Below are 14,503 nucleotides of genomic sequence, written 5' to 3'. Positions count from 1 at the left end.
CTAACTTTCGCTATCAAATTTAACTCTAAGTAAATTTATCTTGTAACGTTCAACCTTCTCACAAATCAAAGTAACATCATCAACCTTTACAATATCTCCAGTTTTAGGAAGTCGGTTAAGATAATCAATTACCAAACCTCCAACCGAATCATTTTTAACTTCTTTAATATCTCTATTAAAATAATCATTAAAATCATTTATGTGCATACTTGCATCAACTATAAATTCATTATCAGAAACCTTGTAGACTTTTTCATCATCAGGATCATATTCATCATAAATATCTCCAACAAGTTCCTCAATAATATCTTCAATTGAAACAAGTCCTTCCGTTCCGCCGTATTCATCAACAACAATAGCAAGGGACACATTCATTTTTTTCATTGATTTAAAAAGATCAATTATATTCATATTTTCATAAGCATAGTAAGTTTGCCTTAGCATATCTTTAAGCCTTGGCTCTCTGCCCTCAGCGACAAAAGTAACAATATCTTTCATGTGCAAAACGCCTACAATATTATCAATACTTTCGCCATAAACAGGAATTCTTGAATGCTTAGATTCAATTAAAAATTTATCCAATTCTTCCTTAGTCGAATCAATAGCTATTGCCTCCATATTAGTTCTTGGAGTCATAATATCAGATGCAAAAGATCCAGCAAAATCAAAAACATTATTTATAATTTCACTTTCTTCATTATTAATAACGCCTTGCTCTTCCCCAACATCTACAATAGTTTTCAAATCTTCTTCTGTAACCTTATCAGAATTATCAGCCCCATCAGATAATTTTTTTGTAAGATATTTTGTAAATAATCCCAATAAAAATACCGTAGGCTTTAAAATTATAGAAACAATATAAATAGCTTTTGAAAATCTAAGAGCTATTTTTTCGCTATTAATTTGAGCTGCAAGCTTTGGAGTAATTTCTCCAAAAATTAAAACTGTTATAGTTACAACAACTGTAGAAATAAAAGCACCAGCAGCTCCAAAAATATCAGTAAAAAATAATGCAGCTATGGTAGTAGTAACAATATTTACAATATTATTTCCAACAAGAATTGTTGTAATTGTGTTTTGGCTATCATCAACGAGTTTTCTAAGCAATGATGCGTTTTTTACATTTTTTTCTTCAAGTTGCCTTAATTTAAATTTGTTTACAGAAGTAATAGCAGTTTCTGAAGATGAAAAAAATGCAGAAAGCAAAATCCCCAAAATCATTACAAATAACTCAATTATATTTTTTGTCGTCAAAACTTCCTCCTTGAATACATTATATGAGAAATTTATAAAAAAATAAAGTGATTAATTAAAGTAATTATGATATAATATGCTCGAAAAAAAGGAGGAATTATGGAAAAAAATTCGAACGAATCACTTGCCGAAAAAATTTTCAGATTAAAAGAGAAAAAAACAAATGTAAAAACTGAAATTATGGCAGGAATTACAACATTTATGACTATGTCATATATTTTGGCAGTAAATCCACAAATTTTGGGAGATGCCGGAATGGATAAGGGCGCAGTATTTACTGCAACAATAATTGCATCAATAATTGCAATTTTAATTATGGCTCTTTACGCAAACCTTCCTTTTGCCCTTGCACCAGGCATGGGATTAAACGCATTTTTTACCTACACAGTTGTAATGACTATGGGAAAAAGTTGGGAATTTGCTCTAGCAGCTGTTTTTATTGAAGGAATTATTTTTGTATTTTTAACATTTTTTAATGTACGTGAAGCAATTTTTAATGCCATACCAAGAAGTTTAAAAACTGCAGTATCAGTAGGAATAGGATTATTTATTTCTCTAATTGGTTTATTAAATTCTACTGTAATTGTAAAAAATGATGTTGGACTTGGACTTGGAAATTTAGTTAGTAAAGAAAGTTTTATATTTTTTATAGGACTTTTGATTATGGCAGTTTTAACTGCAAGAAAAACAAAAGGAGCCTTGTTAATAGGAATCGTAATTTCTACAATTATTGCCCTATTTACAGGAGTAAGCAAGCTCCCAGAAGGCGGAATTATTCAATTGCCACCATCACTTAGTCCAATTGCTTTCAAATTAGATTTTTCATCAATATTTTCACTAGAAATGTTTTCTGTTGTATTCGCATTTTTATTTGTAGATTTATTTGATACAATAGGAACACTTACAGGAGTTGCAACAAAAGCAAAAATGTTAGATGAAAATGGACAGTTGCCTAATGCTGGACGTGCACTTTTTGCAGATAGTATTGGTACAACTCTTGGAGCACTTTTGGGAACATCAACTGTAACAACATTTGTAGAAAGTGCAACAGGAGTTGCAGAAGGTGGAAGAACAGGACTAACTGCCTTGTCAACAGGATTTTGTTTTTTCCTATCAATATTTTTCTATCCATTAATCACAATAATTCCAGCTCAAGCAACAGCAGCTGCTCTTGTAATGGTAGGATTATTTATGATAGATTCAATTGTTGATATAAATTTTGGAGATTTCACAGAATCATTCCCAGCCTTTATGACAATAATAATGATGCCATTTGCTTACTCAATAGCAGAAGGAATCGCCTTTGGAATGATTTCATACGCAAGCATAAAATTATTAACAGGAAAAGGAAAAGAAGTTTCACCACTTGTCTATGTACTTGCCTTAGTATTTTTACTAAGATATTTACTTCCATTATTTTCGTAAATAAGCAAACAAAAATTCCCCATTAATTTTGGGGAATTTTTAAATTAAGATAAAATATTTTACATCTTATCTTCAACTGATTTTATTTTTTGGTCAAGACTTGCTTTTTTGTCGCGTCTGTCATCTATTTTTATTACTGAATAAACTCTATCTGCTCCATTTTTAAAAACTGATTCTTGACAGGCTCTGATTGCTTCAAAGGCTCTGTCTATATCTCCGTGAATTACTGTTCCCATTGGATTTAATCTTACTTCCAAATCTTCGTATTCTTTCAAAACTTTTTCGCATCCTGCTACATATTTTGAAACTGAAGTTTCTTTTGTTCCTATTGGTACTACTGTTAATTCTATAACTGCCATAATATCCTCCTAATATTTTTTATTGTAAAAATCTTCAAATATTTTTATTGCTTCTATGTGATCATCTACTCCGCCAAGCTCTCTTATTGAATGCATGGCAAGAATTGGCGTTCCTACATCAATTGATTTTATTCCGGATTTCGCAGAAACTATTGGACCAATTGTAGAGCCACCGACCTTGTCAGATCTGTTGTGAAAAGTTTGAACTTTTGCCCCAACATTTTTTGCATGCTTTAAAAATCTTGCCCTAGTTTCTACATTTGTTGTATAAGCACCATTAGAAGCTACCTTTATTCCTATACCCATATTTATTCTTGTATTATTTGTAGAATCGAATAAATTACTATAGTTTGGATGAATTGAGTGAGAAAGGTCTGCTGAAATTAAATATGAATTTGCAAGGGCAATAAAATAATCTTCCCTGTCATAGCCTAAATTCATTACGATTCTTTCCATAATTTCATCCAAAAATGGAGAAGATGCTCCTGTCCTTGTGCCTGAGCCAATTTCTTCATTGTCATTTAATACGCACATATTAAATTTTTTATTTTCACTATTAATTAAAGCTGTTAGTGTTTGGTGAACACTTGCAAGATTATCAAGTCTTCCAATGTGAATAAATTCATCGTCACTTCCCATAAGAGATCCTTTTTGCCTATCAAAAAGTGCCAAATCAAAATCTATTATTTTCTTTTCATCAATTCCAATTTCTTTTGCCAATAATTTTTGTAAAAATCCATCTTTTTTAAAATCATCTTCAATAGTTTTAATAATTGGAGAAAGTTCATCTTGCATATTGTACTTATATCCAGAATTTAATTCTCTATTTATATGGATAGCACAATTTGCAATTGTCAAAAGATCCCTATCAATTTTTACAAGTTTTGATTTAATTTCTCCTTCTTGATCAAAAACAACTTTTCCCGCAAGGGACAAGTCTCTATCAAACCAAGAAGATACAATCATTCCCCCATAGCCTTCAACATTAAATTTCAAAAATCCATTTGAAGTCATTTCTGGATTTGATTTTATTTTGAAAGTTGGAGAATCTGTGTGAGATCCAATAATGTCAAACCCCTTTCTTGGATCATCTCCCACACTAAAAGCAATTAAAGCTGTATCGTCACGACTTACAAAATATTTTCCGCCTTTTTCTAGTTTCCATTTTTCATTTTCATTTAGTTTTTTAAAACCATTTTTTTCTAAACGATCAATAGAATTTTTGACAGCAAAATAATTTATTGGACTTTGGTCAATAAATTCTATTAAGTCATTGATTATTTCATTTCTATTCATATAATATATATTACCCTATAGATTGCTTTATAAAAGTGAATTTTGACTTTTTGTTAAACTTTGCTTTATAATAATAAAAAGAGTACGGAGGTAAATGTTTATAATGAAAAAATTAGAAGAAGTAATATTAAGCCATGGTAAGGTTCTTGGCAAAGATATTTTAAAAGTCGATTCTTTTCTAAATCATCAAATAAAACCAAAATTAATAAAGGAAATGGGAGAAGAATTTGCTGAACATTTTAAAGACAAAAATATAAATAAAATTTTGACAGTTGAATCATCAGGAATCGCCCCAGCGGTTATCACAGGTCTTGTCCTTGATTGCGATGTAGTTTTTGCAAGAAAACAAAAATCACTTACAACCGATGATAATACATTTTCTTCAACTTGCTATTCTTATACAAAAGAAGAAATGAAAAGACTTATTGTAAGCAAGGATTACTTACACGAAAATGAAAATGTCTTGTTGATAGATGATTTTTTGGCAAATGGTCAAGCTGCCAAGGCTATGGTTGCAATTTGTAAACAAGCTGGCGCAAATGTGGCTGGTATTGGAATAGTTATAGAAAAATCCTACCAAGACGGAAGAAAACTTCTTGATGATATGGGCATAGATGTTTACTCTCTTGCAAGAATTTCTCACATGGACGGAAAAGAAATAGAATTTATAGATTAATCTAAGATGGCTTTTGCCATCTTTTTTATTTTAAAATTTTCAAAATAAAAAATCCCACTTGCGTGAGATTTTAAAATTTAAATTTATGAATTTACTATTACTTCAACTTGTTCTAATAAAACATTTTTATTGTGAGATGTTATTGACGAGTAGGCAAAAATCAATCCTTCATCATCAATATTTAAAGTTTTCATTATTTCTTTTATGTGTTTTTTTAAATGTGTTTTAGGAATTTTATCGTATTTTGTTGCTATAACAAATCCTGTAAAGCCAGAATCTATTATCCAATCATACATTTCTTTATCTTGTTTTGTTGGAGCATGTCTTATATCTACCAAAAGAAAAACTTCTTTTAAATTTTCTCTTTCATATAAATATTTGTGGATTAAATTATTCCATTTTTCTTTTTCTGTTTTTGAAACTTTGGCGTAGCCGTAGCCTGGAAGATCGACTAGCCTAAATTTATCATTTATTTTATAAAAATTTATGGTTTTGGTCTTGCCTGGTTTTGATGAAGTTTTGGCAAGATTTTTTTTATCCAAAAATGAATTTATAAAAGAAGATTTTCCCACATTAGATCTTCCTGCAAAGGCTATTTCTTCAAAATCATCATTTGGAAATTGGGAGGGAAATCCTGCAACTTGATCTAAATTTACTGATTTTATTTTCATAGCAAAGCTTCCTTTAAAACTTCTGAAACTTTTGATACTTTTATAAAGTTTATTTTTTCCCTAACTTCCTTATCAATATCTTCAATATCTTTTTCATTTTCTTTTGGAATAATTACATTTTTTATATCATAAGCATAAGCTGCAAGGGCTTTTTCTTTAAGTCCTCCAATTGGCAAAACTTCTCCAGTAATTGTAACTTCTCCCGTCATTGCAAGGTCAGATCTTACTTTTTTTCCTGTAAGAGCTGAGGCGATTGCAGTTGTCATTGTAATTCCTGCTGATGGGCCATCTTTTGGAGTCGCTCCTTCTGGAACGTGAACATGAATGTCTTTATTTTTATAAAAATCTGGATCAATACCTAAATCTTTTGAATTTTTTCTCAAATATGAAATTGCAGCTTGAGCTGATTCTTTCATAACATCTCCCAGACTTCCTGTAAATAAATTTGCACCTTTGCCGTCCATGGCATTTACTTCAATTGTTAAAATTGTTCCACCAACTTGAGTCCAAGCAAGTCCATTTGCAATTCCAATTTTATCTTCTTTGAGTCTTTGGTCTTCAAAAAATCTTTCCTTGCCAAGATATTTTTCATAATTTCTCATAGAAACATTGACCTTATCTTTGCCTTCAAGAATTTCTTTTACAGCACGCCTACATATTTTTGCAATATTTCTTTCAAGTGACCTTACTCCAGCTTCTCTTGTGTAGGATTTTATAATTTTTTCTATAACTGGATCTGAAATATTCAAATCATTTTTTTCAAGACCGTTGTTTTCCATTTCTTTTTTTATCAAATATCTTTTGGCAATTTCTTCCTTTTCCCTTTGGGTGTAGCCAGAAATTTCTATAATTTCAAGCCTATCAAAAAGGGCTGGAGGAATATTTGAAATGTCATTTGCTGTTGTTATGAAAAATATTTCTGATAAATCAAAACCTATATCAAGGTAACGATCAATAAATTTATCGTTTTGTTCAGGATCTAAAACTTCAAGAAGGGCTGATGATGGATCTCCCCTAAAATCCGATCCTAATTTATCAATTTCATCTAGCAAAAATACAGGATTTTTTACTTTTATTCTTGATATATTTGATAAAATTCTTCCAGCCATAGCTCCAACATAAGTTCTCCTATGTCCTCTTATTTCTGATTCATCAGTTACTCCACCCAAACGCATTGAAATAAATTTGCGATTTAAAGCTCTTGCGATTGATTTTGCAATAGAAGTTTTTCCAACTCCTGGAGGGCCAGCAAGGCAAATTATTGCAGCTTGATTATTTCCTTTTTTCTTTCTTACAGCAATTGATTCAAGAATTCTTTCCTTGACTTCCATAAGCCCATAATGGTCTTCATCCAAAACTTTTTTTGCATGAATTATATCCAAATTATCTTTTGATTTTTTTGACCAAGGAAGAGAAATTACAAAATCAAGATAAGAAGTTATAACTCCATAATCAGGACTCATTTCTGGAATCATTTCAAGTCTATCAATACTTTTTAATAAAGTTTCCTTATCTTCCTTGTCGATTTTTAATTTTTTAATTTTTTTCCTAAAGGCATCTGCCTCATTTAAATCTTTTCCTGTCAAATCATTTAATTCATTTTTAACAACATCAAGTTTTTCCCTAAGATAATATTCTTTTTGTCCCTTATTAATATTTTCTTGAACTTTAGAATCTATTTTTTTTGACAAGTCTTTTAGCTCAATTTCTTTTTGAATTAGCCTATGAAGATTAATAAGTTTTTCTTCAATATCAAGCTCTTTTAAAAGGGAATAATTTTCTTTTGGACTTAAAGGAAGATAATATGTTATTAAATTTGCAAGTTTATCAATATTTTCAATTTCTACCAAAGAAAAAGCAATTTCTGGTGGAATAGAATTGTCAATTGAAACATAAGATCTAAAATCTTCAACCAACATTTTTTTCAAGGCTTCTATATTTTCGTTACTTTCAAAATTTTCTTCATCGAAAATATATTCTTTAACTTCTGCCTTAAAAAATCCATCTTCAATTTTTACATTCAAAACTTCTCCAACAGATTTTGCTTCAATCAAAACCCTAAGCTCTCCATTTTGCAAATTAAAAGTTTGTTTTATGCTTGCAATTGTTCCATAATCATAAATATCTTCTTTTTTCGGATTATCTTCTAAAATATCTTTTTGATTTACCAAAAAAATTTCAGATTCATTTAACAAAGCATCTTCTACAGCTTTTTTTGAAACTGCTCTTTGGCAATCAAAGTGGACTACTGTATCAGGAAAAGCCCACAAGCCCCTAACAGGAACCATCGGATATTCTTTTGTATCTATTTTATAGATAAAGCTCATTTTATCTCCTTGTAGTAAAAAGGGAGCCCAATGTCTCCCTTTTTTATTTGTATATTAATTTTTTCTTATCTTTTATAGCACCTTTTGATACAATAACTTCTTTTATATGATCTTTTGAAGGAATTTCAAACATTACATCCAAAAGCAAATCTTCCAAAATTGTCCTAAGTCCTCTAGCACCTGTTTCTTGCTTGAAGGCTTTTTCGGCAATTTCTTTGACTGCTTCATCTTCAAAAGTTAATTTTACTCCATCAAGCTCAAATAATTTTTGATATTGTTTTAATAGAGAATTTTTTGGCTCTTGTAAAATTTTTACAAGACTATTTACATCCAAATCTTCAAGTGAAACAACTATTGGAACTCTTCCAATAAATTCTGGAATTAATCCAAATTTCAAAAGATCTTCCGTAGTAACGTCTGCCAAAGAAACTTCTTTATTTTCACTATCTTCTGAACCAAAACCAATTGATTTTTTGTTGGTTCTTTGTTTTATTATATCTTTAATTCCATCAAAGGCTCCACCAACAATAAACAAAATATTTGTTGTATCAACTTGGATATATTCTTGGCTTGGGTGTTTTCTTCCACCTTGTGGAGGAACATTTGCAACAGTTCCTTCAATTAATTTTAAAAGTGCTTGTTGAACTCCTTCTCCACTAACATCACGAGTTATTGAAGGATTTTCACTTTTTCTAGTTATTTTATCTATTTCATCAATGTAGATTATTCCTGTTTGGGCAAGCTCAATATCATAATCAGCAGCTTGAACTAATTTCAAAATTATATTTTCTACATCTTCTCCAACATATCCTGCTTCAGTTAAACTTGTTGCATCTGCAATCGCAAATGGAACATTTAATTTCTTGGCAAGTGTTTGAGCAAGAAGAGTTTTTCCAGAACCAGTTGGTCCAAGCATCAAAATATTTGATTTTTGTAGCTCAACATCATCTTTGCTATCATAATTTGAATTTATTCTTTTGTAATGATTATATACTGAAACTGATAAAGTTTTTTTTGCCATTTCTTGTTGGATTACATATTGATCCAAATAATCTTTTATCTCACTTGGTGTGGCAAGATCAATATCCATGTGGCTGTTTTCAACTAATTCTTCTCTTTGAATAATTGATGAGCAAAGCTCAATGCATTCATTACAAATAAAAGCATCTGGTCCTGCAATTAATCTATCAACTTCATCAGCGCTTTTCCCACAAAAGGAACATCTATTTTCTTCAAATTCCATTTTACCCATACTTATTCTATTACCTTGTCTATTAAGCCATATTCTTTTGCTTCATAAGCATCCATAGCAAAATCTCTGTCTGTATCTTTTTGAATTTTTTCAATACTTTGGCCAGTATTATCTGCCAAAATTTTATTTAATCTTTTTTTCATTTTTAAAATTTGCTCAGCTTGAATTTGAATATCGCTTGCTTGACCTTGAGCTCCACCTGATGGTTGGTGGATTAGGATATTTGAATTTGGAAGAGAAAATCTCTTTCCCTTTGCTCCAGATGAAAGTAAAACTGCTCCCATTGATGCAGCTTGACCTATACAAATTGTAGATACATCTGGTTTTATATAATTCATTGTGTCATAGATTGCAAGTCCTGCTGTAACTACTCCACCTGGTGAATTTATATAAAATTGAATATCCTTGTTTGGATCTTGGCTTTCCAAAAATAAGAGTTGAGCAATAATTATATCACTTACTCCATCTTCAACAGGACCTGTTAGAAAAATAATCCTATCTTTTAATAATCTTGAGTAAATATCATAAGCACGCTCGCCCCTATTTGTTTGCTCTATAACTGTAGGAACTAAAAAGTTTTTTGCGTTCATAAAATCTCCTTATCTTTTTGGAGTTTATGATTACTAGTCTTCCTTTTCGTCTTCTTTATTTTCTTCTTCTTTTTTAGCTGGAACTAATTTTACATTTTTTTCTAGAAGTTCTACAGCTTTTCTTCTTTTAACATTTTCTATAACTGTATCTCTAGAAACATTCTTTTCGAAGATTTCTTTGAATTTTTCGTAATCGTCTACTCCATATTGTTTAGCAGCATCTTTTATTTCATTTTCTATTTCTTCATCACTTACTTCAATATTTTCTTTCAAAGCAACTTCGTCCATTACAAGATTTGCTTTTACTTTATCTTCTGCAACAGCTCTATATTGATCTCTAATTGCAGACATGTCCATTTTTGTCATTTCAATATATTGTTGTAAAGAAATTCCCATTTGACGTAATCTTTGGTCAAGATTTTGCATTTCAAGATCAATTTCTTGGTTTACTAATGGGTCTGGAGCATTTACTTCAGATTTTTCTACCAAAGCTTTGATTGCTTCATTTTGAATTTGATTTTTTACAAATTTTTCTTTATCTTCTTTAAGATTTTTCTTTGTATCTTCTTTTAATTCTTCTAATGTTTCAAATTCAGAAATATCTTTTGCAAATTCATCGTCAATTTTTGGAAGTTCTTTTCTTGAAATTGAATTGATTTCCACTTCAAATCTTGCGTCTTTTCCTTGGAATTCTTTTGCTTGATAATCTTCAGGGAAAGTTACATTTACATCAAATTTTTCTCCAACTTTGTGTCCTTCAACTTGTTTTTCAAAATCGCCAACAAATGATTTTGATCCAAGAACTAAATCATGATTTTCAGCTTTTCCACCTTCAAATCTTTCTCCATCAAGAAAACCATCAAAATCGATATTTACTGTATCTCCATCTTGAGCTTCGCCGTCTTCTATTGGAATAATTCTTGCATTTTCTTCTTGTTGATGTTTTAATTCATGTTCTACATCTTCATCTGTAACTTCTGTTGGAATTTCTGTAACTTCAAGTTCAGAATAATCTCCAAGTGTTGGATGTGGTTTTGTTTCAACTTCTACTTTAAATACAACGTCTTTTCCTTTTTCTATATCGTCAAAATCAACTGATGGTTGATCTATTACTTCAAGATTTAATTCATCAATTGCCTTGTTATAAGGTTCTGGGAAAACTTCTTGAATTGCTTCATCGTAGAATACTTCTACTCCGTACATTTTTTCAATAATTCTTTTTGGAACTTTTCCTTTTCTAAATCCATCTACCCTATATCTAGACTTATTTTTTTTATAAACATTATTAACTGCTTTTTCAAAATCTTCAGCAGCTACTACTAAGTCAAATTTTGCTATATTATTTTCATGTGATTTTAATTCTGTCATCGTTTTGCCTCCTAAAACACTACATACTCATTAGTTTAATATACTACTTCTAATAATTTCTATCAAGATTATTGTATTTATTTTTTATATATTTAACAATTTCACTTTTTTTATTTTCTAATTTTTCATCCATTACCAAACTATAAACTTCATTTAAAATCTCTCCAAGTTTTTTTCCCTCTTTAAATCCCATTTCTATTAAATCATTGCCAGAAAAATCAATTTGATCTTTTTGTCTTGGAGTATTTGAATTTAAAATTTCTTCTAAAAGTTTTTTTGCATTTAAAATATTTTCTGTGTTATCGTGAACTGTCGAAAGAACATCTGCCTTTTGAAGATCAAACAAATCGTAAATATTTTCATCTCCAACTTTTCTCAAAAGCTTTCTTACAGATTTTTTTGTGTATGTATTGGTATTATCCATGTGCCTTTCTACCAATAGTGAGGTGTTTTCAATAAATTTTTTGGAATATTTTAAATCTTTTAGTCTATTTTTAATTATTTCTTTTGATATTTCTTGGTGTCCAAAAAATCTACCCTCTCCATTTTCATCAAGAAAAAATGTATCAATTTTTCCTGTATCGTGAAAAAGCCCTGCCATTCTTGTTTTTAAATTTGCCGGCGTCATATCCAATACTTTCATAGAATGTTCAAATAAATCAAATTTATGGTGGGAGGAATGTTGGTTAAAGCCTATCATTTTTTTAACTTCTGGAAATATATATCCCAAAAGACCAAGCTTTTCTAATAATCTAATCCCTTTTGATGGATTTTTAGATAATAAAATTTTATCAATTTCATCTCTAATTCTTTCTTTTGATATTTCTTCTATATTATTTTTCTTATTTTTTATTGCATTTTTTAAATTTTCTTCAATTTCAAAATCCAAAACTGTAGCAAATCTTACTGCCCTTAAAGCTCTTAGATAATCTTCTTCTATTCTTTCGTAAGGATTGCCAACAGCTCTTATTATCTTATCCTCTAAATCTTTTTTCCCATCAAATAAATCTATTATCTTGCCATTTCTTTCTGCCATGGCATTTATGGTAAAATCTCTTCTTTTTAAATCTTCTTCAATTGTATTTGAAAAGGAAATTTTATCAGGATGCCTTTTGTCTTTGTATAAAGATTCAGCCCTAAAACTTGTAATTTCAAATTCATTGGATTTATAAATAACCTTTATTGTTCCAAATTTTTTCCCTATATCTATTAGTTTCATATCAGAAAAAATTTCCATTATTTGATCTGGTCTAGCTCTTGTTGTCAAATCAATATCGTGGATTTTCTCTCCCAAAAGCTTATCCCTTAGCGCTCCGCCTACAAGATAAGTTTCAAAACCAGAATCTTCAAGTCTTTTTACTAAATATTTATAGGACATTAATTTTTCTTTCCTAATTTCACATAGACATTTACAAAATAATCTCCCTCATTTAGCTCTACAGCTTGTGGGATTTCAAGTTCTACTCTTTGCTCAAATTCGTCGTTTTTCAAATTTGATAGGTCGATTTCTCTAGTTTTTATTGCACTTATTTTATCAACTATACTTTTTTCTCCCTTTACTATAACCTTGTTTGGAGAAATTTTACTTTCTTCAATTTGCATATTTTTTGGAAGATTATCGTAATTTAATTCTACGCCCACTTCCTTACTTTGGAGAACATCAAAAGAAATTGACACATCATTTTGTGACAAATCTACATTTTCTACAGTTTTTCCATTTTTATCTACGGGTTTTACTCCAATATCATGAATTTTTCCATCAAGATATTCTTCTTCATTTATATTTAGTACAATTTTATCAACCTTATCAACATAATTTCTAAGGCCAGATACAGTAATTTTTTTGGTAGATTGCTCGCTTACATTAATAATTTTTGATTCTTTTAGCCTATCAGAAATTTTTATATCTACAGTCAAATCCTTTTTTACAATTTTTTCCATTTTCAAATTAATATTTGACGGACTTACACTTTCAATCCTAATTCCTGACGGAACATCAACATTTACATTTAAAGTTTTTATTCCTTCTGTTGGAACGCCCAAATCTATGCTTGCAACCAAATCTTCTGCTGACAAAGATGCAAGATCTGATCTTGAACCTTCAACTTTTACATTTACACTTGCCACCTCATCTTTACCAACCAGTGCATAGCCATCTTTTTGCATTACTTCTTGATTTTTGATTGTTAAAGGGACATTTCTTATAGTTTTTGATAAGGAAGGATTTGTTGAAGTCATTACAAAAGCCCACATAATGACAGCGACAAGAATTGATAAAACAATCAATTTTCTGTCATTTTTATTATTCATTTTCAATCCTCCTTTTAAAATTCAATTTATTTTCATCATCTCTTAGCTCTTTCATAAGCCTATCTTTTAAAGACTCATCATCAAAATATCTATTTATAACACCATTGCTTACTATAGAAATTGTTCCAGTTTCCTCACTAACAACAACGACAAGGCAATCACTTTTTTCACTAATTCCAATAGCTGCTCTGTGACGAGTGCCAAGTTCTTTTGACAAAGTATTATTTGTAGTTAATGGCAAATAACAAGCTGCCGCTTCAATCAAATCATCACGAATTATAACTGCTCCATCATGGAGAGGTGTGTTGGGAATAAAAATATTTATCAAAAGTTCGCTAGAAATTTCAGCAGAAAGATTAGTTCCACTTTCAATAATATCATTAAGTCCAACTTCTCTTTCAATAACCACCAAAGCACCAATTTTTTGCCTAGACAAGGAGCTCATAGCAGAAACAATTTCATCAATAGATCTTTCATTCTTATTGTAAGAATCACTAACAAAAAAGCTTCGTCCCCTACCAATTCTTTCCAAAGCAGACCTTAATTCTGGTTGAAAAACTACAATTATAAATACCAAAGAAACAGTAAAAAATTGATTCATAAGCCATGAAACAGTATTTAATTTAAAAATATCAGCAATTGATGCAAAAATTAAAACAAAAATAAATCCTTTCATAACTTGTTCAGCTCTAGTATTTTTGAGAAGCTTTAACAATTTATATGCAATAAAAGCAATAAGCGTTATATCAATTATATCTGTAATCCTAATTAGCGATAAATACGCTACAAAATTATCTATGTAAGACATGTCTACCTCCTAAGTCTATTTATATTATATACTTTATTATAAAATTTTGTAGAAAGGAAAGGCTTAAATGAAATAAAATTTAAATTTTTTGAAATTTTTATATTTAAAATTTTTTTGGGAAATTTTTTAGCAAAGTATACAAACCCTCATGCTAAGAATATCATACG

The 14,503-nt window shown here is 29.9% G+C and carries 13 protein-coding genes; 2 read left to right on the top strand and 11 right to left on the bottom strand.

What is annotated here, in order from left to right:
- Positions 1-1,254 carry a hemolysin family protein gene (locus HMPREF2852_RS07640; protein ID WP_019118218.1) on the bottom strand — a complete coding sequence of 418 codons (1,254 nt, stop codon included), beginning with the start codon at positions 1,252-1,254 and terminating at the stop codon, positions 1-3.
- Positions 1,255-1,353: 99 nt separating this feature from the next.
- Between HMPREF2852_RS07640 and HMPREF2852_RS07635 the strand changes: the two genes are divergently transcribed.
- Positions 1,354-2,679: an NCS2 family permease gene (locus HMPREF2852_RS07635; protein WP_070607339.1), complete on the top strand. Its 1,326-nt coding sequence runs from the start codon at positions 1,354-1,356 to the stop codon at positions 2,677-2,679.
- Positions 2,680-2,738: 59 nt separating this feature from the next.
- Here the strand turns inward: HMPREF2852_RS07635 and HMPREF2852_RS07630 are convergent, their stop codons facing one another.
- Both HMPREF2852_RS07630 and HMPREF2852_RS07625 read right to left on the bottom strand, forming a co-directional pair.
- Positions 2,739-3,038, bottom strand: a complete 300-nt coding sequence (locus tag HMPREF2852_RS07630) for an MTH1187 family thiamine-binding protein (protein ID WP_004838072.1) — start codon at positions 3,036-3,038, stop codon at positions 2,739-2,741.
- Between the two features lie 9 nt (positions 3,039-3,047).
- The gene (locus tag HMPREF2852_RS07625) at positions 3,048-4,334 is read right to left on the bottom strand and encodes a M18 family aminopeptidase (RefSeq protein WP_070607336.1); all 1,287 of its coding nucleotides are present in this window, start codon (positions 4,332-4,334) and stop codon (positions 3,048-3,050) included.
- 103 nt (positions 4,335-4,437) lie between these two features.
- Between HMPREF2852_RS07625 and HMPREF2852_RS07620 the strand changes: the two genes are divergently transcribed.
- Positions 4,438-5,010, top strand: a complete 573-nt coding sequence (locus HMPREF2852_RS07620) for a xanthine phosphoribosyltransferase (protein ID WP_026074055.1) — start codon at positions 4,438-4,440, stop codon at positions 5,008-5,010.
- Positions 5,011-5,093: 83 nt separating this feature from the next.
- Here the strand turns inward: HMPREF2852_RS07620 and yihA are convergent, their stop codons facing one another.
- Genes yihA through cdaA form a run of 8 tightly spaced genes read right to left on the bottom strand, consistent with a single transcriptional unit; the run spans position 5,094 to position 14,336 of the window.
- On the bottom strand, positions 5,094-5,681 hold the full coding sequence (gene yihA, locus HMPREF2852_RS07615) for a ribosome biogenesis GTP-binding protein YihA/YsxC (RefSeq protein ID WP_070607334.1): 588 nt from the start codon (positions 5,679-5,681) through the stop codon (positions 5,094-5,096).
- Complete coding sequence (gene lon / locus HMPREF2852_RS07610; RefSeq protein WP_070607331.1) at positions 5,678-8,008, bottom strand: endopeptidase La; 2,331 nt, start codon at positions 8,006-8,008, stop codon at positions 5,678-5,680. Before lon ends, yihA begins: the two co-directional genes overlap by 4 nt.
- A 43-nt stretch (positions 8,009-8,051) precedes the next feature.
- Entirely contained in the window at positions 8,052-9,260 is a 1,209-nt protein-coding gene (clpX, locus tag HMPREF2852_RS07605) for an ATP-dependent Clp protease ATP-binding subunit ClpX (RefSeq protein WP_070607328.1), read from the bottom strand.
- A gap of 2 nt (positions 9,261-9,262) precedes the next feature.
- Positions 9,263-9,850 (bottom strand): ATP-dependent Clp endopeptidase proteolytic subunit ClpP, encoded by a 588-nt coding sequence (gene clpP / locus HMPREF2852_RS07600; protein WP_004838066.1) that lies wholly within the window; start codon positions 9,848-9,850, stop codon positions 9,263-9,265.
- 33 nt (positions 9,851-9,883) lie between these two features.
- Positions 9,884-11,218: a trigger factor gene (gene tig / locus HMPREF2852_RS07595; RefSeq protein ID WP_070607327.1), complete on the bottom strand. Its 1,335-nt coding sequence runs from the start codon at positions 11,216-11,218 to the stop codon at positions 9,884-9,886.
- A 49-nt stretch (positions 11,219-11,267) separates the two neighbouring features.
- On the bottom strand, positions 11,268-12,596 hold the full coding sequence (locus HMPREF2852_RS07590; RefSeq protein ID WP_070607324.1) for a CCA tRNA nucleotidyltransferase: 1,329 nt from the start codon (positions 12,594-12,596) through the stop codon (positions 11,268-11,270).
- Positions 12,596-13,528, bottom strand: a complete 933-nt coding sequence (locus HMPREF2852_RS07585) for a CdaR family protein (protein ID WP_070607321.1) — start codon at positions 13,526-13,528, stop codon at positions 12,596-12,598. Before HMPREF2852_RS07585 ends, HMPREF2852_RS07590 begins: the two co-directional genes overlap by 1 nt.
- Positions 13,521-14,336, bottom strand: coding sequence for a diadenylate cyclase CdaA (cdaA, locus tag HMPREF2852_RS07580; RefSeq protein ID WP_004838061.1), 816 nt, complete (start codon positions 14,334-14,336; stop codon positions 13,521-13,523). The genes HMPREF2852_RS07585 and cdaA overlap by 8 nt, the downstream gene beginning before the upstream one ends.
- Positions 14,337-14,503 lie beyond the last annotated feature (167 nt).

The organism is Anaerococcus sp. HMSC065G05 (genome assembly GCF_001812365.1).
Classification (GTDB): Bacteria; Bacillota; Clostridia; order Tissierellales; family Peptoniphilaceae; genus Anaerococcus; species Anaerococcus vaginalis.
The sequence above is the reverse complement of the archived record's forward strand: the minus strand, read 5'-3'. Positions and strand labels throughout refer to the sequence as shown.